Source organism: Lentisalinibacter salinarum, assembly GCF_040706555.1.
GTDB lineage: Bacteria > Pseudomonadota > Gammaproteobacteria > Steroidobacterales > Woeseiaceae > Lentisalinibacter > Lentisalinibacter salinarum.
The window spans coordinates 1,282,390-1,308,145 of record NZ_JAPDRH010000002.1; the positions used below are offsets into that span (position 1 = coordinate 1,282,390).

General features: G+C 68.4%; 29 protein-coding genes. 11 read left to right on the plus strand and 18 right to left on the minus strand.

Annotated elements, in window-relative coordinates; all coding sequences use genetic code 11:
* Nucleotides 1-3 precede the first annotated feature (3 nt).
* Nucleotides 4-1,377: a TRAP transporter large permease gene (locus ACJMKZ_RS09005; RefSeq protein WP_405232853.1), complete on the plus strand. Its 1,374-nt coding sequence runs from the start codon at nucleotides 4-6 to the stop codon at nucleotides 1,375-1,377.
* Between the two features lie 246 nt (nucleotides 1,378-1,623).
* On the opposite strand, the gene ACJMKZ_RS09010 is transcribed toward ACJMKZ_RS09005, so the two are convergent.
* A complete protein-coding gene (locus ACJMKZ_RS09010; RefSeq protein ID WP_405232854.1) occupies nucleotides 1,624-2,739 on the minus strand; it encodes a TRAP transporter substrate-binding protein in 1,116 nt (371 codons plus the stop codon).
* Nucleotides 2,740-3,122: 383 nt separating this feature from the next.
* Here ACJMKZ_RS09010 and dtd point away from each other — a divergent pair, with 383 nt between their 5' ends.
* From dtd to ACJMKZ_RS09035, 5 genes are all read left to right on the plus strand, one after another.
* A complete protein-coding gene (gene dtd, locus ACJMKZ_RS09015) occupies nucleotides 3,123-3,560 on the plus strand; it encodes a D-aminoacyl-tRNA deacylase (protein WP_405232855.1) in 438 nt (145 codons plus the stop codon).
* 138 nt (nucleotides 3,561-3,698) lie between these two features.
* A complete protein-coding gene (gene tatA, locus ACJMKZ_RS09020; RefSeq protein WP_405232856.1) occupies nucleotides 3,699-3,959 on the plus strand; it encodes a Sec-independent protein translocase subunit TatA in 261 nt (86 codons plus the stop codon).
* A gap of 15 nt (nucleotides 3,960-3,974) precedes the next feature.
* Complete coding sequence (tatB, locus tag ACJMKZ_RS09025; RefSeq protein WP_405232857.1) at nucleotides 3,975-4,472, plus strand: Sec-independent protein translocase protein TatB; 498 nt, start codon at nucleotides 3,975-3,977, stop codon at nucleotides 4,470-4,472.
* Complete coding sequence (gene tatC, locus ACJMKZ_RS09030; RefSeq protein WP_405232858.1) at nucleotides 4,469-5,272, plus strand: twin-arginine translocase subunit TatC; 804 nt, start codon at nucleotides 4,469-4,471, stop codon at nucleotides 5,270-5,272. The genes tatB and tatC overlap by 4 nt, the downstream gene beginning before the upstream one ends.
* 4 nt (nucleotides 5,273-5,276) lie before the next feature.
* Nucleotides 5,277-7,697 carry an ATP-binding protein gene (locus tag ACJMKZ_RS09035; protein ID WP_405232859.1) on the plus strand — a complete coding sequence of 807 codons (2,421 nt, stop codon included), beginning with the start codon at nucleotides 5,277-5,279 and terminating at the stop codon, nucleotides 7,695-7,697.
* Nucleotides 7,698-7,719: 22 nt separating this feature from the next.
* On the opposite strand, the gene ACJMKZ_RS09040 is transcribed toward ACJMKZ_RS09035, so the two are convergent.
* The 11 genes from ACJMKZ_RS09040 to ACJMKZ_RS09090 all read right to left on the minus strand — a co-directional run bounded on the left by ACJMKZ_RS09040 (nucleotide 7,720) and on the right by ACJMKZ_RS09090 (nucleotide 16,486).
* A complete protein-coding gene (locus ACJMKZ_RS09040; RefSeq protein ID WP_405232860.1) occupies nucleotides 7,720-8,250 on the minus strand; it encodes a GNAT family N-acetyltransferase in 531 nt (176 codons plus the stop codon).
* A 5-nt stretch (nucleotides 8,251-8,255) separates the two neighbouring features.
* Nucleotides 8,256-9,122: a Kazal-type serine protease inhibitor family protein gene (locus tag ACJMKZ_RS09045; RefSeq protein WP_405232861.1), complete on the minus strand. Its 867-nt coding sequence runs from the start codon at nucleotides 9,120-9,122 to the stop codon at nucleotides 8,256-8,258.
* A gap of 73 nt (nucleotides 9,123-9,195) precedes the next feature.
* Nucleotides 9,196-9,819 (minus strand): class I SAM-dependent methyltransferase, encoded by a 624-nt coding sequence (locus ACJMKZ_RS09050; RefSeq protein WP_405232862.1) that lies wholly within the window; start codon nucleotides 9,817-9,819, stop codon nucleotides 9,196-9,198.
* Complete coding sequence (locus ACJMKZ_RS09055; protein WP_405232863.1) at nucleotides 9,816-10,364, minus strand: NUDIX domain-containing protein; 549 nt, start codon at nucleotides 10,362-10,364, stop codon at nucleotides 9,816-9,818. Before ACJMKZ_RS09055 ends, ACJMKZ_RS09050 begins: the two co-directional genes overlap by 4 nt.
* Complete coding sequence (locus ACJMKZ_RS09060) at nucleotides 10,357-11,004, minus strand: DUF1254 domain-containing protein (protein WP_405232864.1); 648 nt, start codon at nucleotides 11,002-11,004, stop codon at nucleotides 10,357-10,359. Before ACJMKZ_RS09060 ends, ACJMKZ_RS09055 begins: the two co-directional genes overlap by 8 nt.
* Entirely contained in the window at nucleotides 10,997-11,560 is a 564-nt protein-coding gene (locus ACJMKZ_RS09065; RefSeq protein WP_405232865.1) for a DUF1214 domain-containing protein, read from the minus strand. The genes ACJMKZ_RS09060 and ACJMKZ_RS09065 overlap by 8 nt, the downstream gene beginning before the upstream one ends.
* A 39-nt stretch (nucleotides 11,561-11,599) precedes the next feature.
* The gene (locus tag ACJMKZ_RS09070) at nucleotides 11,600-12,673 is read right to left on the minus strand and encodes a GGDEF domain-containing protein (protein ID WP_405232866.1); all 1,074 of its coding nucleotides are present in this window, start codon (nucleotides 12,671-12,673) and stop codon (nucleotides 11,600-11,602) included.
* A gap of 22 nt (nucleotides 12,674-12,695) precedes the next feature.
* Nucleotides 12,696-13,268, minus strand: coding sequence for a DJ-1 family glyoxalase III (locus tag ACJMKZ_RS09075; protein WP_405232867.1), 573 nt, complete (start codon nucleotides 13,266-13,268; stop codon nucleotides 12,696-12,698).
* The gene (locus ACJMKZ_RS09080; protein ID WP_405232868.1) at nucleotides 13,223-14,029 is read right to left on the minus strand and encodes a divergent polysaccharide deacetylase family protein; all 807 of its coding nucleotides are present in this window, start codon (nucleotides 14,027-14,029) and stop codon (nucleotides 13,223-13,225) included. Before ACJMKZ_RS09080 ends, ACJMKZ_RS09075 begins: the two co-directional genes overlap by 46 nt.
* On the minus strand, nucleotides 14,026-15,249 hold the full coding sequence (locus tag ACJMKZ_RS09085; RefSeq protein ID WP_405232869.1) for a S41 family peptidase: 1,224 nt from the start codon (nucleotides 15,247-15,249) through the stop codon (nucleotides 14,026-14,028). The genes ACJMKZ_RS09080 and ACJMKZ_RS09085 overlap by 4 nt, the downstream gene beginning before the upstream one ends.
* Before the next feature lie 82 nt (nucleotides 15,250-15,331).
* On the minus strand, nucleotides 15,332-16,486 hold the full coding sequence (locus ACJMKZ_RS09090) for a murein hydrolase activator EnvC family protein (protein ID WP_405232870.1): 1,155 nt from the start codon (nucleotides 16,484-16,486) through the stop codon (nucleotides 15,332-15,334).
* Nucleotides 16,487-16,597: 111 nt separating this feature from the next.
* On the opposite strand from ACJMKZ_RS09090, the gene ACJMKZ_RS09095 reads away from it, so the two are divergent.
* Genes ACJMKZ_RS09095 through ACJMKZ_RS09110 form a run of 4 tightly spaced genes read left to right on the plus strand, consistent with a single transcriptional unit; the run spans nucleotide 16,598 to nucleotide 18,894 of the window.
* Nucleotides 16,598-17,035 (plus strand): rhodanese-like domain-containing protein, encoded by a 438-nt coding sequence (locus tag ACJMKZ_RS09095; RefSeq protein ID WP_405232871.1) that lies wholly within the window; start codon nucleotides 16,598-16,600, stop codon nucleotides 17,033-17,035.
* Nucleotides 17,035-17,346 carry a glutaredoxin 3 gene (grxC, locus tag ACJMKZ_RS09100; RefSeq protein WP_405232872.1) on the plus strand — a complete coding sequence of 104 codons (312 nt, stop codon included), beginning with the start codon at nucleotides 17,035-17,037 and terminating at the stop codon, nucleotides 17,344-17,346. The genes ACJMKZ_RS09095 and grxC overlap by 1 nt, the downstream gene beginning before the upstream one ends.
* A gap of 21 nt (nucleotides 17,347-17,367) precedes the next feature.
* Nucleotides 17,368-17,838, plus strand: coding sequence for a protein-export chaperone SecB (secB, locus tag ACJMKZ_RS09105; RefSeq protein ID WP_405232873.1), 471 nt, complete (start codon nucleotides 17,368-17,370; stop codon nucleotides 17,836-17,838).
* Nucleotides 17,839-17,850: 12 nt separating this feature from the next.
* Complete coding sequence (locus ACJMKZ_RS09110; RefSeq protein ID WP_405232874.1) at nucleotides 17,851-18,894, plus strand: NAD(P)H-dependent glycerol-3-phosphate dehydrogenase; 1,044 nt, start codon at nucleotides 17,851-17,853, stop codon at nucleotides 18,892-18,894.
* Nucleotides 18,895-18,916: 22 nt separating this feature from the next.
* On the opposite strand, the gene ACJMKZ_RS09115 is transcribed toward ACJMKZ_RS09110, so the two are convergent.
* Nucleotides 18,917-19,387 (minus strand): tRNA (cytidine(34)-2'-O)-methyltransferase, encoded by a 471-nt coding sequence (locus tag ACJMKZ_RS09115; RefSeq protein ID WP_405233163.1) that lies wholly within the window; start codon nucleotides 19,385-19,387, stop codon nucleotides 18,917-18,919.
* Nucleotides 19,388-19,435: 48 nt separating this feature from the next.
* Here ACJMKZ_RS09115 and ACJMKZ_RS09120 point away from each other — a divergent pair, with 48 nt between their 5' ends.
* Nucleotides 19,436-20,434 carry a dihydroorotate dehydrogenase gene (locus tag ACJMKZ_RS09120; protein WP_405232875.1) on the plus strand — a complete coding sequence of 333 codons (999 nt, stop codon included), beginning with the start codon at nucleotides 19,436-19,438 and terminating at the stop codon, nucleotides 20,432-20,434.
* Between the two features lie 6 nt (nucleotides 20,435-20,440).
* On the opposite strand, the gene ACJMKZ_RS09125 is transcribed toward ACJMKZ_RS09120, so the two are convergent.
* From ACJMKZ_RS09125 to glnA, 5 genes are all read right to left on the minus strand, one after another.
* On the minus strand, nucleotides 20,441-21,070 hold the full coding sequence (locus ACJMKZ_RS09125; RefSeq protein ID WP_405232876.1) for a peroxiredoxin-like family protein: 630 nt from the start codon (nucleotides 21,068-21,070) through the stop codon (nucleotides 20,441-20,443).
* Between the two features lie 103 nt (nucleotides 21,071-21,173).
* Nucleotides 21,174-22,580, minus strand: a complete 1,407-nt coding sequence (gene ntrC / locus ACJMKZ_RS09130; protein WP_405232877.1) for a nitrogen regulation protein NR(I) — start codon at nucleotides 22,578-22,580, stop codon at nucleotides 21,174-21,176.
* The gene (gene glnL / locus ACJMKZ_RS09135) at nucleotides 22,577-23,761 is read right to left on the minus strand and encodes a nitrogen regulation protein NR(II) (RefSeq protein WP_405232878.1); all 1,185 of its coding nucleotides are present in this window, start codon (nucleotides 23,759-23,761) and stop codon (nucleotides 22,577-22,579) included. Before glnL ends, ntrC begins: the two co-directional genes overlap by 4 nt.
* On the minus strand, nucleotides 23,665-24,198 hold the full coding sequence (locus ACJMKZ_RS09140; protein WP_405232879.1) for a DUF4124 domain-containing protein: 534 nt from the start codon (nucleotides 24,196-24,198) through the stop codon (nucleotides 23,665-23,667). The genes glnL and ACJMKZ_RS09140 overlap by 97 nt, the downstream gene beginning before the upstream one ends.
* Nucleotides 24,199-24,271: 73 nt before the next feature.
* The gene (glnA, locus tag ACJMKZ_RS09145) at nucleotides 24,272-25,681 is read right to left on the minus strand and encodes a glutamate--ammonia ligase (RefSeq protein ID WP_405232880.1); all 1,410 of its coding nucleotides are present in this window, start codon (nucleotides 25,679-25,681) and stop codon (nucleotides 24,272-24,274) included.
* Between the last annotated feature and the right edge of the window lie 75 nt (nucleotides 25,682-25,756).

Below are 25,756 nucleotides of genomic sequence, written 5' to 3' on the forward strand. Positions count from 1 at the left end.
GCCATGGAGTGGATGCCGGCGCTGCTGTTCCTCGTCGTGATCCTGGTGCTGCTGGCCGGGTTCCCGGTGGCGTTCACCCTGGGCGGCACCGCCCTCGTCTTCGCCGGCATCGGCGCCGCGGCCGGCGTCTTCGACGCGGCCTTCCTGTCCAGCATCCCGAACCGGCTCTACGGCATCATGGGCAACGAAACCCTGGTGGCGGTGCCGCTGTTCGTGTTCATGGGCATCACGCTGGAGCGCGCCCGCATCGCCGAGGAACTGCTCGACACGCTGTCGGCGCTGTTCGGACGGGTCCGCGGCGGGCTCGGCATCTCGGTCACCCTGGTGGGCATGCTGCTGGCGGCCAGCACGGGCATCGTGGGGGCGACGGTGGTGACCATGGGGCTGCTGTCCCTGCCCACCATGCTGAAGCGGGGCTACGCGCCGTCGGTGGCCTGCGGCACCATCTGCGCCTCCGGCACGCTCGGTCAGATCATCCCTCCGTCCATCATCCTGGTGCTGCTTGGTGACGTGCTGTCGTCCGCGTATCAGGAAGCACAGCTGGCACAGGGCATCTTCTCGCCGGAGACCGTATCGGTGGGCGACCTGTTCGCGGGCGCGCTCGTGCCCGGGCTGCTGCTGGTGGCGCTGTACGTGGCCTACGTGGCGGCCGCCGCGCTGCTGCGGCCGGAGTCCATGCCTGCGCCCGAAGAGGTGACCGGCGACGGCGAACACCTGGGAGCCCGGATATTCCGGGCACTGCTGCCGCCGCTCGGGCTGATCCTCGCGGTGCTCGGTTCCATCCTGGCAGGCATCGCCACGCCCACCGAGGCCGCCGCGGTAGGCGCGATGGGCGCCATGCTGCTCGCGCTCGGCCGCCGCCAGCTGGACCTGCCACGGCTGCGGGAGATCATGGAAGGCACCGTGCGGGTGAGCAGCATGGTTTTCCTGATCCTGATCGGTGCTTCGGTGTTCTCGGTGGTGTTCCGCGGCTACGGCGGCGACGATGCCGTGGCGGAGATCCTCGGCGGCCTGCCCGGCGGCGTCTTCGGCGCCGTCCTCGTCGTGATGCTGGTGATGTTCCTGCTGGGCTTCGTGCTGGACTTCATCGAGATCACCTTCGTCGTGGTGCCCATCGTCGGACCCGTCCTGCTGGCCATGGGACTGGACCCCGTGTGGCTCGGCGTGATGATCGCGATCAACCTGCAGACCTCTTTCCTAACGCCGCCCTTCGGCTTCGCGCTGTTCTATCTGCGCGGCGTGGCGCCGGAAGAGGTACTTACGGGCCAGATCTACCGTGGCGTGATCCCGTTCGTGATCATCCAGCTCGCCACGCTGGGCGTGCTGGCGCTGTGGCCGGAACTTGTCACCTGGCTCCCCGACCGCATCTACGGCTGATAAACCACGTAGGAGGGCCTTCAGGCCCGATCCCACCTACCAGCCGGTTCACCTTTGGTTGCGTCCGGGCTGCGGGGGTCGTCCGGGCCGACTGGAGCCATGACGGCGGGAAGGAGGCCCGGCCGAAGCGAAGGAGGACAGGACGTCCGACTGAGCGTCCCCCGTAGTCCGCCCCAGTCGATGGCGGGCCAACCCCGATAGAAGGATGCCCCGGTCAGAAGAGCGGGATCGGGCCTGAAGGCCCTCCTACAGGTCTACGGGGCCGTCGCGGGCCTCCAGGTACGCGCGCTCCGTGATGCTCTGGAACACGGCGGAGCGCTCGAGGAAGGCCTCCTGGGACTCGCGGATTCTGGCAATCAGCGGGTCGCGGGCGCTCATCTCGTCGAGGAGCTCGCGGGTGATTTCCTTCAGGCGCTCGAGCACCGGCTGGGGGAAACGCTTCAGCTCGATCTCCGGGTCTTTCAGTATGGTCTGCAGCGCCTCGGCGTCCCGGTAGGCGAACTCGGCGCGCATGTCGTTGTTCACGGACTGGCTGACCACCGCGATGACGGCCTGCAGGTCGGGCGGCAGGCTGTCCCACGCGTCCTTGTTGACGATGCACTCGAGCGTCGGGCCTGGCTCGTGCCAGCCGGGGTAGTAATAGTAACGGGCGGCCTTGTTCAGGCCGAAGGCGACGTCATTGTAGGGGCCGACCCATTCAGTGGCATCGATGTTGCCGGTCTGCAGCGCGGTGAATATCTCGCCGCCGGGCAGACTGACCGGCGTGCCGCCGGCCCGGCGCAGCACTTCGCCGCCGAGGCCGGGGATGCGCATCTTCAGCCCCTCGAGGTCGGCGACCGTCTCGATGGGTTTGTTGAACCAGCCGCCCATCTGTACGCCCGTGTTGCCCGCCGCGTGGGGCACGAGGTTGAAGCGGGCGTAGGTCTCGCGCCACAGATCCATGCCGCCGCCGTAGAACAGCCAGCCGTTCATCTCGTGGGAGTTCAGCCCGAACGGGATGGAGGTGAAGAACTGGCCTGCCTCGACCTTGCCCTTCCAGTAATAGGCGGCACCGTGGCCCAGCTCCGCCGTGCCCTGGGAGACGGCGTCGAAGACCTCGAAGGGCGGCACCAGTTCCCCCGCGGCGTAGACGTGCACCTTGATGCGCCCGCCCGAGACTTCCTCGATGCGCTGCGCCACGTTGGCGGCGCCTCGACCGAGACCGGGGAAGTTGGGTGGCCAGGTCGTCACCATCTTCCAGTTCCGGGTGGGGCCGTCCGCGCACTCCGCGCCCGGCGCGGCCGACTGTTCGCCCGCGCAGCCTGCCAGACTGGCTGTGAGTGCGCCGGCGCCGATGCCGGTAACGAAATCCCGTCTCTTCATGCCGATACCCCGCTGATGTTCCGGGGAGTGTAGTCCGGGCGGGGTCGACCGCCAACATCGGGCAGGTATAAGCGAGTTTTACCACTTATTACCGGAATTGAGTAGAAAAGGAATTACTTTACCCACTACAACGATATGTAACCATTAGTGGGAATATAATTATATTTGGGGCATTGAAATCTATATTATGTGGGATGGGCGGGCGGGAAAGGAGGGCCGCGGGCCCGTCCACCTCCCTGTGGGCAGGCAGCCGCGGCGGTCCTCCTTCCCCGTGGCAAGCCGGTGGCGCGTGTGCGGCAGGGTGGCAGCGACCGGGGTAGACTGCCAGCAGCCCGGGCAGGCAGCATCCCCAGTATCTGGGGAACGCCGGGAAGAAGCCGCACATGATCGGTCTGTTGCAGAGGGTCACCGAAGCCGCCGTCCACGTGGACGGGCGGGAGGTGGCCAGCATCGGCGCGGGGCTCGCGGTGCTGGTGGGGGTGCGCCGGGACGACGACGAGCGCGACGCCGCCCGCCTGGCCGAGCGCCTGCTCGGTTACCGGGTATTCCCGGATGCCGAGGGCCGCATGAACCGGTCCCTGGCGGACACCGGCGGGGCGCTGCTGCTGGTGCCGCAGTTCACACTGGCCGCGAATACGCGCAAGGGCACCCGGGCCAGCTTCACGGGGGCGGCGCCGTCGGCGGAGGGCCGGCGCCTGTTCGACGAGCTGGCGGCGCGGGCGCGGGCCATTCACGGCGCCGTCGCCACCGGGGAATTCGGCGCCGACATGCGCGTATCGCTGGTCAACTGGGGCCCGGTCACGTTCTGGCTGGAGACCTGAGCCGCGGCCTCCGGTATCGGGGAACCTGCGCACGTTTCCCGTTGCCGAATTGACGTATCATCCACCATTCGGAGGTGGCCCCCTGGCCGCCGCACATTCACAATCCGTACACAGGACCGCCTGTGGGGTGACTAGGTAATGTTAGGGAACATCAGTATCTGGCAGCTCCTCATCGTGCTGGTGATCGTCATTGCGATCTTCGGCACGAAGAAGCTGCGCAACATGGGTTCCGACGTGGGCGAGGCCGTCCGCGGTTTCCGCAATGCGATGGACGAGTCCGACAAGGAACCCGACCAGAAGAATCTCCCGAACAGCGAGGAGAAGGACGCGGACTTCGGGACTCCCAACGAAACCCGCACGACGGAGAGCCAGTCCGGTTCCAAGACCGGTCAGTCCTGACCCTGCGCGCACGCCGTGTTCGACGTCGGTTTTTCCGAGCTCATTCTTCTGTTCATCATCGGGCTCCTGGTACTGGGGCCCGAGAAGCTGCCGCGGGTGGCGAACAAGCTCGGCGGCTGGGTGGGGCAGGCACGGCGCATGACCCGCATGCTCAAGCGGCAGATCGAGGAGGAACTCGAGTTCTCCAAGGTGCGGGAGTCGGTCAACCAGCCTCTGTCCTCCGTCATGGACAAGCCCGTCGCGAAACCCAAACCGAAACCGACCGACCTGAACTACGAGGAAGGCGAGGACGACGAGTCCGGCTTCGGCGAGACCGGCCACGCCGATGCGGAAAAGAAAGACACAGACCGGCCGGTGCCGGATCCGGCTGCCCCGCGGCCGCCGCAGGCTGACGAGGCGCCCGCCGGGGAGCCGACGGCAGCCGGCGAGCGCGGTGACGAATCCGCTAGCGAGCCCGCTGACCACGGCTCGGAGGACGACGCAGGCAGCCAGAAGACAACGACGGCGTCATGAGCACGGGCGAAGAGGGCACGGCGGCAGCGCAGGAAGAGGAGCGCCTGGAAGAGGCCACGCTGCTCTCCCACCTCGTCGAACTCCGTTCACGACTGCTGAAGGCCACGATCGCCGTCCTGGTCATATTCGTCTGCCTCGCCCCATTCGCGGCGGAGATATTCTCGCTCGTGGCAACGCCCCTGGTGAACGTGCTGCCCGAGGGCAACAGCATGATCGCCACGCGGCCGGCATCACCGTTGCTCACACCCTTCAAGTTGTCTTTCTTCATTGCGCTGTTTCTCGGCATGCCGGTCGTGCTTTACCAGACGTGGGCCTTCATCGCGCCGGGTCTTTACAAGCGGGAGAAGCGCGTCGCCGTGCCGCTGCTCGCCTCGAGTATCGTGCTCTTCTACCTGGGTATCGCATTCGCCTATTTCGTCGTCTTCCCCCTGATGTTCGGCTTCTTCACGGCCGTGGCACCCACGGACGTGGCCGTCATGACGGACATCGAGGAATATCTCAGCTTCATCATCACCATCTTCTTCGCCTTCGGCCTAGCATTCGAGGTCCCGATCGCGACGGTGCTGCTGGTCTGGGCCGGGTTCACGACACCCGAGAAACTCGGCAAGGCACGAGCCTACGTGTTCCTCGCCGCATTCGTTCTCGGCATGATCCTCACGCCGCCCGACATGATCAGCCAGACACTGCTGGCGATCCCGGTGTACCTTCTGTACGAGGCGGGGATCTTCATGTCGAAGGTCTTGGTGAAACGCAGTAGCCGCCGGGAGGAAACCGATCCGGATACCGGAGGCGAGGGCTGATGCGATGCAGGATTTCGAGAAACTCGGTGCGTTCTACGTAGGCAAGGCGGTCGACGAGGCCACCGGCAAGGTCGGCGACGAGCTGGTTCTCTACGATTCGAAGGATCTCACCACCCATGCCGTGATCATCGGCATGACCGGCAGCGGCAAGACCGGCCTCGGCATCGGCATCATCGAGGAAGCCGCCATGGACCACGTGCCGGTGATCGCCATCGACCCGAAGGGCGATCTCGGCAACCTGCTGCTGACCTTCCCCGATCTCGCCGCCGACGATTTCGAGCCCTGGGTGAATCCTTCGGAAGCGGTGAACCAGGGCCGCACGGTGCGTCAGTTCGCCGCCGACCAGGCGGCGCTGTGGAAGAAGGGCCTGGCGGACTGGGGTCAGGACGGCGAACGCATCAGGGCGCTGCGCGAGCGCACCGACATGGCCGTCTACACGCCGGGCTCCACCGCGGGCCTGCCGGTCTCGGTGCTGCGCTCCTTTGCCGCGCCCGACGCGGCATTCCGCGAGGACCGGGATCTCTACCGGGAGCGGGTGCAGGCGACCGCCACCAGCGTGTTGTCGCTGCTCGGCATCGACGCCGACCCGGTGACCAGCCGGGAACACATTCTCGTCTCCAACCTGCTGGACCACTACTGGAACGAGGGCCGGGACCTGGACGTGGCCACACTGATCGGTCTGATCCAGAATCCGCCGATCAAGCGCATCGGCGTCATGTCGCTCGACTCCTTCTACCCGCCGAAGGCGCGCTTCGAACTGGCCATGCAGCTGAACAGCCTGCTGGCCGCGCCGGGCTTCGAAGCCTGGATGGAGGGCGAGGCGCTCAGCGCCGGCCGCCTGCTCTACACGGAGAGCGGCAAGCCCCGCGTGTCGGTCATGTCGATCGCGCACCTGTCGGAGCCGGAGCGCATGTTCTTCGTGAGCATGCTGCTGAACGAACTCATCGCCTGGATGCGCGCCCAGCCGGGCACCGCCAGCCTGCGCGCCATCCTCTACATGGACGAGATCTTCGGCTACATGCCGCCGGTGGCGAATCCCCCTTCCAAGCCGCTGCTGCTGACGCTGCTGAAGCAGGCCCGCGCCTACGGCCTGGGGCTGGTGCTCTCCACCCAGAACCCGGTGGACCTCGACTACAAGGGGCTTTCCAATACGGGCACCTGGTTCATCGGCCGACTGCAGACCGAGCGCGACAAGGCCCGGGTGATGGAGGGTCTCGAGGGGGCGGCCGCCGGCGAGGAGTTCGACCGCGGCCGCATGGAGCAGACCATCGCCGGGCTGGGCAAGCGACGTTTCCTGCTGCACAACGTGCACGAGGATTCGCCGGTGGTCTTCAACACCCGCTGGGTCATGTCCTATCTGCCCGGTCCGCTCACCCGGGACCAGATCCGCCGCCTGATGGAGGGCCGGCGGCCGGCGCCGGCGCAGGACGGCGCGACCGCCGATACGGTCGCCGCCTTGACGGTGGGCGACGTGGCCTCGGCGCCGCCAGTACTGCCGCCCGCCGTGCAGCAGTACTGGCTGCCGGCCGGGGCGGAGAACCCCGGCGACATCGTCTACCGTCCCCGGGTGATCGGCGCAGCGGAGGCGGCCTACACCAGCAGCCGGTACGGGGTGGACGAAGAGCGCCGCTACCTCCTTGCGGCGGAGGCCGGGGACGGCGCCGTGGCGCTGGACTGGAACGAGGCGCAGGAGCTGCCTTTCGATGCAGACGAGCTGGAGACGCGGGGGCTGCCCGCCACCGCCTACGCCCCGCTGGGTGACGCGCTGGCGGCGACGGACAGCTATGGCGACTGGGAGCGCGACCTGAAGCGCTGGATACGCAACGAGCGGCCGGTCGTTCTGTATCGCAACCGGCAGCTCAAGCTGACCTCGGAGCCGGCCGAGAGCGAAGCCGACTTCCGCATCCGATTGCAGCAGGCCGCCAGCGAGAAGCGCGACCAGGCGGTGGCGCAACTTCGCAAACGCTACGCCTCGAAGGTGAACACGCTGGAGAACCGCCTGCTGCGAGCCAGGCAGACGCTGGAGCGCGAGAGCCAGCAAGTGGCGAAGAAGCGCATCGATACCGTGATCTCGGTGGGCACGGCCATCCTCGGCGCGGTGCTCGGCCGCAAGCGCCTGTCGACCACCACGGCGGGAAAGATAGGGACCGCCGTGAAGACGGCCGGCAGCATGGGCAAGGAGTCCGGCGACGTGGCCCGGGCGGAACAGACCGTCACGAGGGTCGAGACCGAACTCGCCGAGCTGAACGCGCAGATGGAGCAGGAGGTGGCGCAGCTCGACACCGCTTTCGACGCACAGCAGGCGGAACTCGAGGAGATTCCCGTACGGGCCGCGGCGAGCAACGTCAGGGTGCGTTTCGTCGGCTTGCTCTGGGTGCCTCACCGCCGCACGTCCGACGGCCGACTGGTACCGCTCGCCGGCTAGGCGAATATCCGCGCGCCCCGGGTCAGGCGTCCGTTTTCTCGTCCTCGTCCTCGTCCTCGGCCGCTCCGGAGAGCGCGACGTATTTCTTCAGGAAATAGTCCGTGTGGCCGGGTGGGTGGTCGGGCAGCTCGGCGAAGACTTCGTAGCCCATCTTCTGATAGAAGCCGAGCGCCTGGAAGCTGGTGGTCCCCACCTGGAAGCGGTTGACGTCGCGGTCGAGTGCGAGGCGCTCCAGCCGCATCATCAGTTCCGTGCCGACGTGGCGGCTGCGGAACTCCTCGTCCACCCACAGACGCTCGACGTAGAGCCAGCCCCAGCCGATGTAGCCGGTGGCCCCGCCGCGCACACGCCCGGTCGGGTCGCGGACGAACACGCCCACCGGCACGTGCGCGGTGGGGCCGATCTGCGAGTCGTTCCATGCGGCAAGACCGCGGCGCACCGCCTCGACGGCGGAGGCATCCGGATTCTCGACGGCCTCGAAGGCCAGGTCCGAGCGCCGTCGGCGGCGCACCAGCCAGTCCGACAGCCGGCGTCTGAGCGTGAGCTCCCCCATGGCGGTCAGAGACACTCCCCGGCGTAAGCCAGTTCGATGCCGGCGGAGTCCAGCAGGCACTCGTTGTCGTAGGTGCGCCCGTCCATGCCGCAGACCGGCTGATAGGAGGGAGGACAATTGAGACCGCTGCACGTGCCGGGCATCTCGATGCGGGCGCCGGCACGCTCGGCCTCGCAGGCATTGCCGTAGGTCACCCCGTCCGCGCCGCACACCGGCACGAACATGCCGGGGCAGGGCCGCGTGTCGCAGGCATTCAGCTCGACGATGCGCACGGATTCGGCCTCCGCCGCACAGGCGTTGGCGTAGGTGCGTCCGTCTTCGCCGCACACCGGCGCGTACACGTCCGGGCAGTTGGTCACGTCGCAGATGCCCTCGCGCTGGACGGCGACCCGCGCCAGATCGGCCTGGCAGCGGTTGCGGAAGGTCCGCCCGTTCATGCCGCACACCGGCTCGTAGACGTCCGGGCATTCCGGCTCTTCGCAGATGCCGTAGCTCACCACCCCGACGCCCGCTCGCTTCGCATAGCAGTCGTTGCTGTAGGTATTGCCGTCGGCGCCGCATACGGGGCGGAAGCGATCGGGGCACGTCTTCTGTTCGTCGCACACGCCGGCCACGGCGGAGGCATGTCCTGCCGCCTGCGCCATGCAGGCGTTGGTGTACGTCTTGCCGTCCGGGGCGCAGACCGGATCGTAGTCCCGGGGACAGACGACGTCCGCGCCGCGCCCCGGCGTGGCCGCGGCACCGGCGTCGGACGACGACTCCGCGGGCGTCTCTTCTGCCGGGTCCGCTTCCTGCGCCATCGAGCCCAGCGGTAGGGCGGCCCACAGGAGCAGTGCTGCAAGGATCGGCTTGCGCGGTCGATTCATCGTCATGGGGTTCCGGATTATAGCGCCGGCGGCCGGCCGGCCCTGTGACGGAGTTTGGACAACCGGACCGCGGCCCTGTTCAATGGCCGGGGCGGGCGCTGCCCCACCACTGCCAGGACAGCATCTTCGGCCCGCCGGGCACGTACATGCTGTCCTCCTCCTCGATGCGGAAGCCGGCCTCCCGGATCAGGGCGGGTATATCCCGGTTCAGCTGACAGCCGCCGGCAATGCGGCTCCAGGGCCGGTTGAGGCGGTCCTGCCAGCGGCGGACTTTCTCGTCCGGCGCCCGCCCGTGTTCGCAGAACAGCAGCCGCCCGCCGGGCTTCAGCACGCGGCGCATCCCGGCCAGCGCGGCCGTCGTATCGGGGATGGTGCAGAGCGTGAAGGTACAGAGCACGGTATCGACGCTGGCGTCCTCCAGGGGGATCTCCTCGCCCGGCAGGTCGATGAACTCGAACTCGGTTCGCACCGGATTCAGGCGCTTGCGGGCCAGGCGGCGCATGCCCTCGGAAGGCTCCAGCGCCCAGAGCTTCGTGACCTTGTCGAAGTCGTAGTAGGGCACGTTGAGGCCGCTGCCGAAGCCGATCTCCAGCACCCGACCCTCTGCCGCCGGCACCACTTTGCGCCGCTGACGCCGGATCGCCTTGAAGCCGCAGGCCAGATTCAGCGCATGGGGCAGGACATAGTGCTCGTAGAAGCTCACGATCCGCGCTCCATGTCGGACTCCCGTCCCGGCAGCGGGACGTAATCCCGCTCGTAGCCCCGGCTGGCGAGCCAGTCCCTCAGAGCTGTGCCGGTGCCTCGCGGCCAGGGCCGGACCTTCTCCACGGGCACCTCCCGCCAGTCGGCCAGCTCGCTCTCGTCCAGGCGGATCTCGCCGGGACCGGCGAGCACGTGGTAGGCGATGATGAGCTGGTTCATGCGATAGAAAGGGTACATGCCCACGTAACCGCCGAGTTCGGCCGCCAGCCCGGTCTCCTCGCGGACCTCGCGCAGCACCGCTTCCTCGGGCATCTCGCCGTGCTCGAGGAAGCCGGTGACCAGCCCGAACCACTTCTCCGGCCAGCCGTGGCTGCGCACGAGGATGATGTGATCGTCGCGCTGCACGATGGCCGCCACCACCGGCGCCGGGTTGTTCCAGTGCACGAAACCGCAGCCCTCCGCGGGGCACACGCCGCGCAGGCTGCCGCCGCGTTCCTCCTCCGTAAGCGGCGTCGCGCAGCGCGGGCAGTAGCGGTAATCACGCATCGTCGTCTCCCTCGCCGGGCCACTCACCCAGGCGCCGGGCCCGGTCCGACGGCGCCATCTCGGCCCGGGATGCCGCAGGGCCGCAGGCGAGGGTGCGGCGCGCCGCCTCTATGGCAGCCGCATTCGCGCCGCTGCCCGCGAAATAGCGCACCAGCGCCATGCCCCGCTCGCCGGGGGCCCGGACCACGAGCGGCCGGCCCCCCGAGGCAGACTCGTACTCGTCCACGGGGCCGGAAACGATCAGGAGTTCCATGGTGCCGGCGGTGGCCTGGCGGTCGTTCACGGTGAAAAAGTTATCGGTGTTCATGGCGTAGAGGGAGACTGACACATAGCTGTCCGGCACCTCCAGCCGGATCGACCACGGGCCCGCCGCCAGGTCGTACAGGCAGACGGAGTAGACGAGGTCCGGGCTGGGACGCACCACGGTGCGGGAGGTGGCATCGGGCCGGGGCGCGTGCACCAGTCCGGTATCGTCCGCGGACCGGGAGATGGCCTCCCATGCACCGTGCATCAGCAGACGCGGATACGCGTGGACGGCCGCCAGATGGGTGAGCGCGGCAATCAGCGCCACGCCGAGCAGCCAGCCTGGCCATCCGCCGTGCCATCCGCCTTGCCATCCACCCGCGCGCCGCTCAGTCATCCCCGTCCACCCGTTCGATCACCGGCAGGTCGGACGCGCTCGCCCGGCCCCGTGGGTTGTACAGCCGCAGCAGCAGGTCGAAGCGCTTCGCCTCGCCGAGCGGCAGCCAGTCCCCCTCACGGGGCGTCCGCGAGACCAGGAACGCAAAGCCGCCGTCCTCCCGGCGGGACACCGTCTCGCTGTTGAACGAATAAACCCCCTGCTCGTTGGGGATCAGGTAGTAGTCGGGTCCGTAGGCAGTGATGCTCCACCAGCGGGCGGGGATGGCCGCACCGCTGATCCGGTAAGTGGCATCGGCGGAAAGGGGGCGGCCGTCGCTGTCACGGGTCGCGACGTAATAGACGGCCTCCTCCCGGGTCAGACCGAGCAGCGCGTGATGGGCCACCCGCGCCCGGTCCCAGGGCCCTGCCGTCGCGCTGCCCACCAGGGGATTGTTCTCCCAGGGGCCGTAGGTGACACCCGTGACGGCGCCGCCCGAGATGGCGTACCAGGCACTGCCCAGGCCGAGCAGGAGCCCGGCGAGCACCATGGTGATGAGATAGACGGCGCGTCTCATGGGCCAAGCTTAACCCGCCGCGACGCGGGGAGCGCGCGCTCAGCCGGCATAGCCGCTCGGCCGCTTGGCGGCCTCCAGGCGCTCGCGCTCGGCGCGCTCCCGGTACATCGCCCGGTCGGCGAGCGTTGGCAGCTCCCGGTGATCCTCGCTGTCCTCGGGATAGACCGCCGCGCCCAGGCTGACGCTGATGCGGATCATCGACCGGCCCACGCTGAACGTGGTGGCGTGCACACTGTTGCGTATTCTGAGCATGATGCGCTCGGCGGTCGTCCGGTCGATCCCCGGCAAGAGCAGGATCAGCTCATCGCCGCCCAGGCGGGCCAGCGTGTCCGCCCGCCGGGTACAGCGCTGGATGGCCTTGACCACCAGGCGGATGGCGCGGTTGCCGGTCTCGTGGCCGAATTCCTCGTTGATCTTCTTCAGGTTGTCCACGTCGACGACGACGACGGCATAGCGGCCGCCCTCGCGGCTCGCGCGCTCGTGTTCATCCTGCAGGCGGCGGGTGAAGGCGTGCATGTTCAGCTGTCCGGTGAGGGCATCGCGCTCGCTCAGGTCACGGATGCGGGCCCGCCCGGCGCGGATATTGCCGGCCAGCAGCATGGTCAGCACCGCCACCAGCGCCATCGGCGCGAGCAGGGTGAACAGTGCCGCGAAGTCCTCGCGGTCGGGCGCCCCCCGGCTGACCGTCATCAGCGTGAACAGGCAGGCCACCAGAAAGACGAACAGCCACAGCGTGGTGAGGCGGCCGAAGACCAGCGCGCTGGTCACCAGGGGCAGCAGGTACAGATTGATCAGCGGGCTGTGCACGCCGCCGGTCTGCCAGCTCACCAGCGTCACGAACAGGGTCATCAGCGCCAGCTCGACGCCGATCAGCAGACGCGGCGTTCCGCGCAGGGCCGGCGTGTAGCGCAGCACCAGGATGCTGGCGGCGAAACCGGTGACGAAGGCCACGTAGAGCCCCGGGCTGCCCGGGCCACCATCCGGGAAGTCCGCGAAATAGACGTAGACCAGCGCCAGCGCCACCAGCAGCCACTCCACCTCGACCACGCTGCGCGCGAAGCCCCTGAGCTCCGCCCAGTCGAGGTCCGGCAGTTCCCGGGAAGACCGGCTCACCGGCAATGCACCCCGTCCGCGTTCACACCGGCGTGCGCAGGGGATGCGACCGGCGCAGGCGCTGTTCCACTTCCATGGCGCGCTCCTCGCCGAGCAATGCGGCCACCAGCTCCAGCGCGAAATCCATGGCCGTGCCCGCGCTGCGCGAGGTGATGATGCGCCCGTCCCGCACCACGGCGTCCGCGGCCAGCTGTACGCCTTCGTCCCGGTAGGGATCGAGGAAGCCGGGGAAGCTGGTTGCGCGGCGCCCCTGCAGCAGGCCGGCCGCCGCCAGCACCTTCGGCGCCGCACAGACGGCGGCGGTGAAACGGCCGCTGTCGGCCATGCGCCGCAGGAGCCCGGCGATGCGCTCGTCGGCCTGCAGGTTGTCCGCACCGGGCAGCCCGCCCGGCAGCACGATCATGTCGTACTCCCGGTCCAGCACGTCGTCCAGCGTCTCGTCCGGCACCAGCTGGATGCCGTGGGAGCCGTGCACGGGCCCCTGCGCCAGGCCGGCGACGGTCACCTCGGCGCCGCCCCGGCGCAGGATGTCGACGACGGTGACCGCTTCTATTTCTTCGAAGCCGTCTGCAAGCGGTACGAGGACGGTGGCCATGATCGATTCGCCTCCGATGTGCGTATGCGGACCAGTTCGCCGGGGCTCACCAGCTGGATGCCGAGCTCGGCGAGCCGCGGCAGTTCCTTCTCCAGCAGCGCCAGGGTGGCCGGGTAGGGATGACCGATGGCGAGCGCCGTGCCGTGCCGGCGCGCGAGCGCGAGCAGCCGGTCGAACTCCCGCCGTACCGTCGCCGGGTCCGGATCCGGGTCCAGGAACACGTCCCGGCGGGCGGCCGGAATGCCGGACTCCCGGGCGATGCCCAGGGCGACGCTGGCGGCGGTGGTGTAGCTGTCGATGAAGAACAGTCCCTCGCGGGCGGCGATCTCCTCCATCAGCCAGGCCATGTGGCCCGGATGCCGGGTCAGCAGGCTGCCCCGGTGGTTGTTGACGCCGGTGACGTGGGGGATGGCGGCGAGATCGGCGGCCACCCGCGAGGCAAGCTGCGCCCGCGTCGTATCGACCTGGAACAGGCCGGGCGCCGGTTCGATGTCGTCCAGCGACTGCATCGGCAGGTGCAGCATGACCTCCTTGCCCGCCGCGTGCGCCAGCCGGGCCAGCCGGGCGCCGTGGGGCGTGCCCGGCAGCACGGCGCAGGCGACGGGACCGGGCAGGCGTGTCGCGCGCTCGCCGGCCGCCCGGCCATAGCCGAGGTCGTCGATAATGATGGCGATGCGCGGCGGGGCCTGCCCGGCCGAGGCGTGGCCCAGAGCCGCATACCCGAGTAACGCCGGGATCAGCAGTCCCGCGAGACGCGTCACGGTGCCTTGCTTTGTACGATACGAGGCCGGGTGATGCGGTCGATCGCCCCCGCGAGCTGCCGGTCCGCCGCCGCATCGGGCGGCGCCAGTATGGCGGAGACCACCGGCGCCTCCGGCGGCTGCTCGATCACGATGTCGGGCTGGATACCGGTCTCGTGGATGCTGGCGCCGGAGGGCGTGAAATAGCGGGAAGTGGTCAGCTTGATCGCGTGACCATTCGACAGCGGCATCACCGTCTGCACCGAACCCTTGCCGAAGGTGTGAGTGCCGATGACGACGGCCCGATCATTGTCCTGCAGCGCGCCGGCCACGATCTCGGATGCCGAGGCCGAGCCGCCGTTCACCAGCACGACCAGTTCCGCCCCGTCCAGCACGTCGCCGCGCCGGGCGCTGTGGGAGAAACGCGCCTCCTCGCTGCGGCCCTCCGCCGAGACGATCAGGCCTTCGTCGAGGAACAGGTCGGAGACGTCCACCGCCGCATCGAGCACGCCGCCGGGGTTGTTGCGCAGATCGAGCACCAGACCGGTCAGGTCGCGGCCGTTCTCCTGTTCCAGGCCGCGCAGGGCACGTTTCAGATCCCGGCTGGTGGCTTCGCTGAACTGGGTGACCCGGACGTAACCGAGGCCGTCGTCCAGCAGGTGGGCCCGCACGCTCTCCACGTGCACGTTGGCGCGCAGCAGGGAGAAGTCCAGCGACTCCTCGCCGCGCATGACGGTCAGCTTGACCCGGGTGCCCACCTTGCCGCGCATGCGGCTGACGGTCTCGTCCAGGTTCTCGTGGTCGACCGGCAGGTCGTCGATGGCGATGATGACATCGCCCGGCAGGATGCCCGCCTGCTGGGCCGGTGTACCGTCGAAGGGGGCCACCACCTGCACCTCGCCGCCGTCCATGCTGACTTCGATGCCCACGCCGGAGTAATTACCGGTCGTGCTGATGCGGATCTCCTCGTACTGCTCCTCGTCGAGGAAGCGGGAGTGAGGGTCGAGGTCGGCCACCATGCCCCGGATGGCGGCCTCCATCAGCCGGCGGTCGTCGACGTCGTCCACGTAGTCGCGCTTGACCCGCTCCATGACCTCGGCCAGCAGCCGGGCCTGCTCCCAGGGCAGGTCCTCGTCCCCCTCGACCTGTCGGTCCGCCAGCACGCCGCCGCCCAGCGACAGGCTGAGACCCAGCATGGCGCCGACGACGAGTACCAGAATACCGCGTATTTTCAGGGACATAGAAAGCTCCAGACTCCGTTGCCGGAATCAGTGTTCGAAGATAGCACAGCCGCGGCGGGCTGGGGAGTGACGGGGTCGGCGTTCAGCCGCCCCCCGGACGGCGGCTCACCCAGTCGCCGGGATCCACGGGTTTTCGGCCCTGGCGGATTTCGAAGTACAGGGCCGGCACCGCCTGACCGCCGCTCTGGCCGACCGTGGCCAGGACGTCGCCGGGCGCCACCCAGTCGCCGGCGGACTTCAGCAGGGACTCGTTATGCCCGTACAGCGAGAGGTAGCCGTCGCCATGGTCCACGATCACCAGCAGACCGAGGCCGGGCAGCCAGTCGGCGTACGCGACACGGCCATGATAGACCGAACGCACTTCCTTGCCCGCGGGTGCCGCGATCAGCACGCCATTCCAGCGCAGGCGGCCATTGCCCCTGGGCTGGCCGTAATCCTGGATCAGGCGTCCGGCCACCGGCCAGGTCAGCCGGCCCTTCAGCCGGCCGAAAGGTTCCTCGGAGGTGATGGGATAGTCGGCCAGGATGGAGGAGAGTTCGGCGATCAGGCGGGTCAGGTCCTCCTCCTGGCGGCGCAGCCGCTCCACCTCATCGCCGCGGGCGGCGATCTCCGCCTCGATGGCGGCCACCAGCCGCTGCCGTTCGCTGCGTGACGCGGCGAGCCGGGCGAGTTCCTCCCGCTCCTCCTCCGCCAGCTCGGCGAGCCTCGCCTGCTCCTCCGCTTCCTGGCGGCGCAGCGCGGCCAGCGCGTCGACCTGACCGCGAACCTCGCGGATGTTCTCGCCCCGCACCCGGTTCAGGTAACTGTAGTAGGCCAGCAGACGGCCGAGTTCCGCCGGGTTCTCCTGGTTCAGGAGCAGCTTGATCCGTTCCTGCCGGCCGCTGGTATACGCCGCGCGTATCTGGCCGCCCAGCCGTTCCTTCTCGGCCTCGAGTTCGCCCAGGCGCTCGGCCTGCTGGCGCGCGATGTCGTCGAGACGGGCGCGGCTCTCGCGCACCCCGGCCTCGATACGCTCGAGCTTCACCCGGACCCGGCCGATAGCCGCCTCCACCTCGCCCAGCTCCGCGCTGAGTTCGTCGCGTCGGCGGTTCTGGCGCTCGATGCTACGGGTAAGCTCCGCGATGCGCTCGCGCACCTCGGCCAGTTCCTGCTCCTTGATCCGGGCGCGCTCCTCGTCGTCGGCGCCGCCCGCAATCGGCAGCACGCAGAGTAAAAGGAGGAGGGCGGCGCGGCGCATCCGCCAAGGATAGAGCGTGGACGACGGGGACGGAACCGGTCCTCATCACTGGTATACTGCGGCGCTCCCCGGCAACCGGCCCTCGCTAACCCGGCATCACGACCCGCAGCCATGGACACACTGATCGAATTCTCCGGCAATCACCCGATCCTGATGATGGGGCTCATGGCCAGCTTCTTCCTGCTGGTGTTCACGGAGATCCGGCGCAAGCGCCAGGGCCTGACCGACCTCGGCCCCCTGGATGCGGTGCGGCTGATCAACAACGACGCGGTCGTGGTGGACGTTCGCAACCCCGAGAGCTACGCCAAGGGCCACATCGTGAACGCGCGCAACATCCCCGCGGACCAGCTGGAGCGCGACCGGCTGGGCGACGCCGCGGAGCACTCGGTGCTGCTGGTGGACGACAACGGCCTCACGGCCGGAAGGGCTGCGGGGAAACTGCGCGGTGCCGGCCTGGAGAACGTGTTCAGCCTGCGGGGCGGTCTCGCCGCATGGCAGCAGGAGAACCTGCCGCTGGTGACGGGCCGCAAGAAGAAGAAGGGTGGTTGATGAGCGCAAATGGCACATCCGGCACATCCGACACACCGGCCGAGACGCCCGTGCGCGTGTACGCCACCGGCTGGTGCCCCTACTGCGTGGCGGCACGGGACCTGCTGCGCAGCAAGGGCGTGCAGTTCGAGGAGATCGATCTGACCAGCGACCCCTCGCGGCGCGCGGAGATGGAATCTCTCAGCGGGCGCTCGAGCGTGCCGCAGATCTTCATCGGCGACGAGCACGTGGGCGGTTACGACGACATGGCGGCACTGGATCGCAGCGGCCGCCTGGACCGGCTCCTGGGTATCACGGAGCACAACGAATGACGGAAAGGACGGGACACCGGTATGAGTGAACAGGGCAGCAACGAGCAGGCGGGCGGACAGGTCACCCTGCAGAAGATCTACGTGAAGGACCTGTCCTTCGAGTCGCCGAATGCGCCGCAGGTCTTCGCCGAGGACCTGAAGCCGAAGACCCAGCTGAATCTGCGCTCCGGCCACCGGGAGCTCGACAACGGCACCTACGAGGTCGTGCTCACGGTGACCGTCGAGGCGAAGGCGGAGGAGAAGACGGTCTTCCTGATGGAGATCCAGCAGGCGGGCCTGTTCGGCCTGTCCGGCATCGGCGAGGAGCACCGCGGCATGCTCCTGGGCAGCTTCTGCCCGGGCGTGCTGTACCCGTACGTGCGAGAGGCGGTGGCGAGTGTGGTCCAGCGGGGCGGATTCCCCGAGTTCCTGCTGCAGCCGATCGACTTCGACGGCCTGTATGCGCAGTCACGCCAGGAAGGCGCGACTCCGCCGGCCGAACAGCAGAACTGAGGGCGGCGCACCATGACCCGGGGGGGAGCAGCGTCATCGTCATCGCCGGCATCGGGGGGACCCGTCGCCGTCATCGGCGCCGGCTCGTGGGGCACGGCGCTGGCCATCCAGTATGCGCGCACCGGCCGCGAGACCCGCATGTGGGGGCGCGAGACCGACGAGGTGGCGCAGATGCGCGAGCGCCGCGAGAACCCGGGCTATCTGCCCGGCGCCCGTTTCCCGGAGGCGCTGCATCCGGAACCCGACCTCGCGGCCGCGCTCGACGGCGTCACGGACGTGCTGATCGTGGTGCCGAGCCACGGCCTCAGGGAAACGCTGGTGAAGGTCCGCGACGCCGCCCGCCTGCCGCTGCGGGTGTCCTGGGCCACCAAGGGCTTCGAGCTCGAGACCGGCAAGCTGCCCCATGAGGTGGCACGGGAAGTACTCGGTGAAGACGTGCCGGTGGCGGTGCTCTCGGGCCCCACGTTCGCGAAGGAAGTGGGCGCCGGCCTGCCGACCGCGCTGACCGTCGCTTCCCCGGACGCGGATTTCGCCCGCGAGATCGCCGAGAACATCTCCACCGACAATTTCCGTGCCTATACCTCCGCGGACATGGTCGGCGTCGAGGTGGGCGGAGCGGTCAAGAACGTGCTCGCCATCGGCGCCGGCCTGTCTGACGGGCTCGGCTTCGGCGCCAACACCCGCATCGCGCTCATCACCCGCGGGCTCATCGAGATGACCCGGCTGGGCGTTGCGGTGGGCGCCGAGCGGGACACTTTCATGGGGCTTGCCGGCATGGGCGACCTGGTGCTGACCTGCACCGATGACCAGTCGCGCAACCGCCGCATGGGCCTCGCGCTCGCCGCCGGCAAGACGGTGGCGGAGGCAGAAGCCGAGATCAAACAAGTCGTGGAAGGCGTGCTCGCCGCGCGCGCCGTGTGGGAGAAGGCGCAGGCACTCGGCGTGGAGATGCCGATCGCCGAGCAGATCTACCGCATCATCTACGAGCAGAAATCGCCCCAGGAGGCGGTCACCGACCTGATGCGCCGCGCGCTGAAGCCGGAGAACGTGATCTAGCGATCGGGCGCCGGGGCGCCGCTCAGTCGCCGCCGGCGAAGTCCTGCTGCCGCCAGGCCTCGAACAGCGCGACGGCGGCGGCATTCGACAGGTTCAGACTGCGATTGCCCGACACTTTCGCCATCGGCAGGCGCAGGCGGCAGGACTCGTCGAGGGAAGAAAGCACCGCGTCCGGCAATCCCCGCGTCTCCGGCCCGAACATCAGCGCGTCGCCCGGCTCGTAGCGCACGGCGTCGTAGCGGCGCGTACCCCGGGTGGAGAAGGCGAACAATCGTGGCCGGCCGAGCGCCTCCCGGCAGGCGGCAAGATCGTCGTGCACGCTCACGCTGGCGAACTCCCGATAGTCCAGCCCCGCGCGCCGCAGCCGTGGCGCGTCCAGCTCGAAACCGAGCGGGCGCACGAGGTGCAGCGCCGTGCCCGTATTGGCGCAAAGGCGTATGATATTGCCCGTATTCGGCGGTATCTCGGGCTGATACAGGATCAGGCCGAACATCGTCCGCCATTGTCCCACGCATCGTCCCGCGGACCGAACCTCGACGACATGGTTGCAGCCACCGACGCGAAGAACCCCGTGCAGGCTACGGAGAGCGCGCACCCCGTGGGGGTCCGCTTCTGCGGCCTGGAACTGGCCTCACCCATCGTGCTGCTGTCCGGTTGCGTCGGCTTCGGCGAGGAGTACACCCGGGTGGAGGGCTTCTCCAACCGGGACGTCGGCGCCGTGGTGCTGAAGGGCACGACGCCGGAGCCCCGCCTCGGCAACCCGCCCCATCGCATCTGGGAGACGCCGATGGGCATGCTGAACGCCATCGGCCTGCAGAATCCCGGCGCCGACAAGGTGGTGGACGAGATTCTGCCGACGCTGGACTTCGACGAGACCCGCTTCTTCGCCAACGTCTGCGGTTCCACCATCGAGGACTATGCCGAGGTGACGCGGCGCTTCGACGACTCGCCCATCGACGCCATCGAGATCAATATCTCCTGCCCCAACATCAAGGAGGGCGGGGTCGCCTTCGGCAATTACCCGGAGATGTCCGCGCGGGTGGTGGAGGCCTGCCGCAAGGTGACGGACAAGCCCATCATCACGAAGCTTTCGCCGAACCAGACCGACATCGCGGAGAATGCCCGCGCCTGCATCGAGGCGGGCAGCGACGCGCTGGCCGTCATCAACACCATCATGGGCATGGCCATCGACACCGAGTCTCGCACGCCGGTGATCGGCAACGTGCAGGGCGGGCTGTCAGGCCCCGCCATACGGCCCATCGCCTTGCTGAAGGTGCACCAGGTGTACCAGGTGGCGAAGCGCCACGGCGTGCCCATCATCGGCCAGGGCGGCATCCATACCGCGAAGGATGCGCTGGAGTTCCTGATCGCCGGCGCCACCACCGTCGGCATCGGCACGGCGCTGTTCTACGACCCGCTGCTCTGCCGCAAGATCAACGACGGCATCGCCGATTATCTCTCCCGCCACGGCATCCCGTCGGTGGAGGCCCTCGTCGGCTCCTTGCAGATACCGGAACGGGGCAACGCACCGGTCTGCTGAGCGGCGTCAGTCGACGCCGGCGGCCTCGAGCAGCGCTTCTGCGCTGAGCCGTTCCCGGTAGTCCGGATTCACGTAGCGGAAGCGAACGAAGCCGTCGCCGTCCACCAGGAATACGCTGGGTACCGGCAGCTGCTGATGGTCGTAGCCCGACGCGGCTGCGAGGTCGATGCCGAGGCCGCGATAGCGCTCGGCGGTCTCGTCGTCCACGCGGAACGCGATGCCCCAGTCGCGCGCGATCGCCATCGAGGCATCGGACAGAAGCCGGTAGTCCAGGTCCGGCTCTTCCAGACTGGCGCGCAGGCGGGACGGCCGGTCGGCGGAGAGGAACAATACCTCGTAGCCGGCGTCCTGCAGTTTCGGGACGGCGTCGCGCAGTTCGGCCAGGTGGCTGTTGCAGTAGGGACACCAGCCGCCCCGGTAGAAGATCAGGATCGCCGGACGGTCCAGCTCGTCCGGGTGGAACGCGTAGACGCTGCCGTCCGGTGCCGGGGCCTCGAAGGCCGGGGCTCGCTCGCCGACGTCGAGCGGGCGGACGTCGGCCGCGTCGTCGGGAACCTGCTGGGAAGCTGCCGCCACCGCCATCAGCGCGTACAGGACGAAAACGAGGGGAGTCTGGAGGCGCGTGCGGGGCTGCATGATCTTTGTCCGTGCGATTGCTGATTCACGGACGGAGACCCGCCGGGCCCGGCTTTTATTCCCGCGGTCTATTTCAGCGCGGCCGCGGGAACGGTTCCCCGGGTCAGTCCTCGATCTCCAGCGAGCGGATCTTGCGGGTGAGGGTGTTGCGCCCCCAGCCGAGCAGCCGGGCCGCCTCTTGGCGATGGCCGTTCGACTCCGCCAGCGCGGCACGGATCAGCGTGCGCTCGAACTCGGGCAGGGCCTCGTCCAGCAGCGGCGGCGCTCCCGGCGTGCGCAGCCGCTGTTCCGCCCAGCGCGCGAGGCTTACTGCCCAGTTCTGCCGGCCGGGAGCCTCCGCGCGGCTTCCGCCCAGTTCCGGCGGGATATCCGCGGGGCCGATGACGTTGCCGGGGGCGGTGACGGTCAGCCGTCGGCAGGCGTTCACCAGCTGGCGCACGTTGCCGGGCCAGTCGAAGGCGGTGAGTATCGCGAGCGCCTCGTCGCTCAGCGTCTTCGCCTCGATGCCGAGCTCCCGCGCCGCCGCGCCGAGGTAATGGGCGAGCAGCAGCGGGATATCCTCGCGGCGCTCGCGCAGCGGCGGCGTCTCGATGCGGATGACGTTCAGGCGGTGGAACAGATCCTCGCGGAACGTCCCTTCCTTTACCGCGCGTCCGAGGTCGTGGTTTGTGGCGGCGATCACACGGACATCCACCCGGATGGGAACCTGCCCGCCCACCCGGTAGAACTCGCTCTCGGCTAGCACCCGCAGAAGGCGGGTCTGCAGCGCAGCCGACATGTCGCCGATCTCGTCGAGGAACAGGGTGCCGCCGTCGGCCTGCTCGAAGCGGCCGGTGCGCCGGGAGTCGGCCCCGGTGAAGGCGCCGCGCTCGTGGCCGAACAGTTCGGACTCGAGCAGCTCCGAGGCGATGGCCGAGGTGTTCAGCGCGACGAACGGCTTGCGCGAGCGGGGGCTGTGCTGATGCAGGGCCCGGGCCACCAGCTCCTTGCCGGTACCGGACTCGCCGGTGATCAGCACTGTCATGCTGGAGCGCGCCAGCCGGCCGATGGAACGGAAGACCTCCTGCATGGCGGGGGCCTGGCCGATCAGCGTGGGGATCACCGGCTGGCTCTCGCCGTCCTCGACCTCGCGGCTCGCGCGCTCGCGGCGGGCGCGGCGGACCAGCTCCACGGCCTCGTCCACGTCGAAGGGTTTCGGCAGGTATTCGAAGGCGCCGCCCTGGTAGGCAGCGACGGCGCTGTCCAGGTCCGAGTGCGCCGTAATGACGATGACGGGCAGGTCCGGATGATCCTTGTTCAGGCGCTGCATGAGCTCCAGCCCGTCGATGCCGGGCATGCGCACGTCGGTGATGACGACGTCGGGCACGGAGTCGCCGAGAGCATCCAGAAAGTCCTCGGCCCGGTCGAAGCAGCGGGGCTCCATGCCCGACTGGGCGAGCGCCTGGTCCAGCACCCAGCGCACCGAATGATCGTCGTCGACCACCCAGACTCTGACGTGGCTGTCGTTCATGGCTTGCGCCCGTCCGGTTCGGTCAGCGGCAGCCGGATGTGGAAGACGGTGGAGCCGGGCCGGCTGGTGAACTCGATGAGCCCGCCGTGGCGGTTCACCAGTTCCTGCGCCAGCGGCAGGCCGAGGCCGGTGCCCTCGGGCCGGCTGGTAACCAGCGGATAGAACACGGAGTCCTGCAGTTCCTCGGGGATCCCCGGCCCGTCGTCCTCCACGTCGATGCTGGCGATGACTCGGTGGCGGATGTCGCCGATGGTGAAGTTGGTGATCGCCCGGGTGCGCAGCGTCACGGTGCCGGCGGGGCCGGTCGCGGCCACGGCATTGCGTACGAGATTCAGCACGGCCTGCACCATCAGGTCCCGGTCGAGCATCATCGGCGGCAGACCCGGGTCATAGTCCCGTTCCAGGCGGAGACTGCCCTCGGTCTCCGCGGAGACCAGCTGGGCCACGTGTTCCAGCACCTCGTGGATGTTGGTCTCGCGCCGGGCGACCTGGCCGCCGGGCCCGAGCAGCGAATCCACCAGGCCCGCGAGACGGTCCGCCTCACGAATGATGACGCCGGTGTATTCCTTCAGCTCCGGGCTGGCGAGCTGGCGCTCGAGCAGCTGCGCGGCGCCGCGCAGCCCGCCGAGCGGGTTCTTTATCTCGTGTGCCAGCTGGCGGATGATCTTGCGGCCGGTGAAGTGCTGCGCCAGCAGCGCGTTCTCCCGGGTAATGCGCGAGCGCCGGGTGACGTCCGAGAACTCCACGATGAGTGTGACGTCGTGGCGGATGCCGCCGTGGGGCGTGACCCGGCAGTCGGTGATGCGCTGGTCGTCGTCGCCGTTGCGCGTGGCGAAGGTGATTTCGCGCGCAAAGGTCTGGCCGGCGTCGAGCGCCCGCTGCAGCACCTCAGCGAGCTTCCGGTTGTCGCCGCACAGGCTGACCAGCGGCGTGCCCCGGGCCCGTTCGTGACTGACGCCGAGGAGATTCTCGGCCGCAGGGTTCAGGTCGACGACGCGGAATTCGTCATCCAGGAGGATGACGCTGGTTGAGAGATACTCGATGATGACGCGGGCCCCCTCGGCATCAGACCCGCCGGTGCCGATCAGGGAGGATTGATCACCGAGGTCTGCTGTACGTAGAACGTGATCTCGTTGCTCTGGATGCGCACCTGGCCGCTGGAATCCAGCACCCGTGCCCACAGAGTGTGGGTGCCCCGGTAGACCTCCGGTATCGTGAAGCTGAGGCTCCCGGGCGCGCGGCTCTCCAACACCGAGCCGTCGAACCACACCTCGATCTCGTGACCCTCCCTGAGGCCCGGTGTCAGGCTCAACGACACATCCAGTGTGGCGCCTATGTTCCAAAGTGTCTCCTCGTCAGACGGCTGCACGATCTGGAAGCTCCGGTAAGTGAAGCCCTGATCGGCATCCTCTTCGACCGGCGCGGCCCTGTCCGCCGACGGAAGCGGCGCCGGCCGGCGGAAGGTGGTGCCTCTGGCCTCCGGCAGATTGACGACCTCGGCACCCTCGACCGGGCGGTCGGTGTAGTGCACGACGCCGTCCTCGTCGACCCAGCGGTAGACCTGGGCGAGGGCGGGCTGGACGAGCAGCAGTGCGACGAAGAATACGGTAAGGCGCATGCCGCTAGCATAACCCGCACCCCCGGAGCGGGCCAGCGCCCGGGCGACATAATCGCCCGGACGCCGGGTCCTGTCAGAGGCTGTAGTACATCTCGAACTCGACCGGATGGGTCGTCATCCGGAGCAGCTGTACGTTCTCCTCCTTCAGCGCGAGATAACCGTCGATGAGGTCGTCCGTGAACACGCCGCCGGCCTTCAGGAAGTCGCGGTCCTCGTCCAGCGCGCGCAGCGCCTGCTCCAGCGAGAAGCAGACCGTCTGCAGGTTCTTCTCCTCCTCGGGCGGCAGGTCGTAGAGATCCTTGTCCGCCGGATCGCCGGGGTGGATCTTGTTCTGGATGCCGTCCAGGCCGGCCATCATCATCGCCGCAAAGGCGAAATAGGGGTTCGCCATCGAGTCCGGGAAGCGCACCTCGATGCGGCGCGCCTTCGGGTTCGCGATGTAGGGCACGCGGATGGAGGCGGAGCGGTTCCGCGCCGAGTAGGCGAGGATCGTGGGCGCCTCGAAGCCCGGGATCAGCCGCTTGTAGCTGTTCGTTGCCGGGTTGGTGAAGGCGTTCAGCGCCTTGGCGTGCTTCATGATGCCGCCGATGTAGTACAGCGCCGTCTCCGACAGGCCGCCGTAGCCGTCACCCGTGAACAGGTTCTTGCCGTCCTTCGCCAGCGACTGGTGCACGTGCATGCCGTTGCCGTTGTCGTTCACCAGCGGCTTGGGCATGAAGGTGGCCGTCTTGCCGTACCCGTGCGCCACGTTGTGCACGACGTACTTCAGAATCTGCACCTCGTCCGCCTTGCGGGTGAGCGAATTGAAGGCGACGCCGATCTCGCACTGGCCGGCCGTGGCCACCTCGTGATGATGCACCTCGGTCTTCAGGCCCATCTCCTCGAGCGCGAGGCACATTGCGCCACGGATGTCGTGCAGGCTGTCCACCGGCGGCACGGGGAAATAGCCGCCCTTCACGCCCGGGCGGTGACCCATGTTGCCTTCCGGCACGTCGCGACCCGAGTTCCAGGCACCCTCGGACGAATCGATGTGGTAGTAGGCCCCTTCCATGGCAGAGCCGAAGCGCACATCGTCGAATACGAAGAACTCGTTCTCCGGGCCGAAGAACGCGGTGTCCGCGATGCCGGTGGACTTCAGATATTCCTCGGCGCGCCTGGCGAGCGAACGGGGATCGCGCTCGTAGCCCTGCATGGTGGAGGGCTCGACGACGTCGCAGCGGAGATTCAGGGTGGTCTCTTCGCAGAAGACGTCCAGGACGGCAGTCGTCGGGTCGGGCATCAGGATCATGTCCGACTCGTTGATGCCCTTCCAGCCCGCGATGGACGAGCCGTCGAACATCTTGCCCTCCTCAAACACCTCGTCTTCCATGGTGTGGGCAGGCACGGTCACGTGCTGCTCCTTGCCCTTGGTGTCGGTGAACCGGTAATCGACGAACTTGACGTCCTTTTCTTTTATGAGGCTGAGTACTTCAGCAGGGGTCATGGGGTTTCCTCCAGAATTCCATTGGCTGTGGTTATGTGCTGTGGTTATGTGCTGTGGTTATGTTTTTCCCCGGCC

What these genes read in the sequence shown, in the direction of transcription:
- ACJMKZ_RS09085 (WP_405232869.1), bottom strand. Translation starts at nt 15,249, where the DNA reads ATGTCCCTGAAAATACGCGGTATTCTGGTACTCGTCGTCGGCGCCATG.
- ntrC (WP_405232877.1), bottom strand. Translation starts at nt 22,580, where the DNA reads ATGAACGACAGCCACGTCAGAGTCTGGGTGGTCGACGACGATCATTCG.
- ACJMKZ_RS09040 (WP_405232860.1), bottom strand. Translation starts at nt 8,250, where the DNA reads ATGGGGGAGCTCACGCTCAGACGCCGGCTGTCGGACTGGCTGGTGCGC.
- secB (WP_405232873.1), top strand. Translation starts at nt 17,368, where the DNA reads ATGAGTGAACAGGGCAGCAACGAGCAGGCGGGCGGACAGGTCACCCTG.
- tatC (WP_405232858.1), top strand. Translation starts at nt 4,469, where the DNA reads ATGAGCACGGGCGAAGAGGGCACGGCGGCAGCGCAGGAAGAGGAGCGC.
- ACJMKZ_RS09060 (WP_405232864.1), bottom strand. Translation starts at nt 11,004, where the DNA reads ATGACTGAGCGGCGCGCGGGTGGATGGCAAGGCGGATGGCACGGCGGA.
- ACJMKZ_RS09095 (WP_405232871.1), top strand. Translation starts at nt 16,598, where the DNA reads ATGGACACACTGATCGAATTCTCCGGCAATCACCCGATCCTGATGATG.
- ACJMKZ_RS09045 (WP_405232861.1), bottom strand. Translation starts at nt 9,122, where the DNA reads ATGACGATGAATCGACCGCGCAAGCCGATCCTTGCAGCACTGCTCCTG.
- ACJMKZ_RS09140 (WP_405232879.1), bottom strand. Translation starts at nt 24,198, where the DNA reads ATGCGCCTTACCGTATTCTTCGTCGCACTGCTGCTCGTCCAGCCCGCC.
- dtd (WP_405232855.1), top strand. Translation starts at nt 3,123, where the DNA reads ATGATCGGTCTGTTGCAGAGGGTCACCGAAGCCGCCGTCCACGTGGAC.
- ACJMKZ_RS09120 (WP_405232875.1), top strand. Translation starts at nt 19,436, where the DNA reads ATGGTTGCAGCCACCGACGCGAAGAACCCCGTGCAGGCTACGGAGAGC.
- glnA (WP_405232880.1), bottom strand. Translation starts at nt 25,681, where the DNA reads ATGACCCCTGCTGAAGTACTCAGCCTCATAAAAGAAAAGGACGTCAAG.
- tatA (WP_405232856.1), top strand. Translation starts at nt 3,699, where the DNA reads ATGTTAGGGAACATCAGTATCTGGCAGCTCCTCATCGTGCTGGTGATC.
- ACJMKZ_RS09005 (WP_405232853.1), top strand. Translation starts at nt 4, where the DNA reads ATGGAGTGGATGCCGGCGCTGCTGTTCCTCGTCGTGATCCTGGTGCTG.
- ACJMKZ_RS09010 (WP_405232854.1), bottom strand. Translation starts at nt 2,739, where the DNA reads ATGAAGAGACGGGATTTCGTTACCGGCATCGGCGCCGGCGCACTCACA.
- ACJMKZ_RS09115 (WP_405233163.1), bottom strand. Translation starts at nt 19,387, where the DNA reads ATGTTCGGCCTGATCCTGTATCAGCCCGAGATACCGCCGAATACGGGC.
- ACJMKZ_RS09075 (WP_405232867.1), bottom strand. Translation starts at nt 13,268, where the DNA reads ATGGCCACCGTCCTCGTACCGCTTGCAGACGGCTTCGAAGAAATAGAA.
- ACJMKZ_RS09035 (WP_405232859.1), top strand. Translation starts at nt 5,277, where the DNA reads ATGCAGGATTTCGAGAAACTCGGTGCGTTCTACGTAGGCAAGGCGGTC.
- ACJMKZ_RS09065 (WP_405232865.1), bottom strand. Translation starts at nt 11,560, where the DNA reads ATGAGACGCGCCGTCTATCTCATCACCATGGTGCTCGCCGGGCTCCTG.
- ACJMKZ_RS09110 (WP_405232874.1), top strand. Translation starts at nt 17,851, where the DNA reads ATGACCCGGGGGGGAGCAGCGTCATCGTCATCGCCGGCATCGGGGGGA.
- ACJMKZ_RS09090 (WP_405232870.1), bottom strand. Translation starts at nt 16,486, where the DNA reads ATGCGCCGCGCCGCCCTCCTCCTTTTACTCTGCGTGCTGCCGATTGCG.
- grxC (WP_405232872.1), top strand. Translation starts at nt 17,035, where the DNA reads ATGAGCGCAAATGGCACATCCGGCACATCCGACACACCGGCCGAGACG.
- ACJMKZ_RS09055 (WP_405232863.1), bottom strand. Translation starts at nt 10,364, where the DNA reads ATGCGTGATTACCGCTACTGCCCGCGCTGCGCGACGCCGCTTACGGAG.
- ACJMKZ_RS09125 (WP_405232876.1), bottom strand. Translation starts at nt 21,070, where the DNA reads ATGCAGCCCCGCACGCGCCTCCAGACTCCCCTCGTTTTCGTCCTGTAC.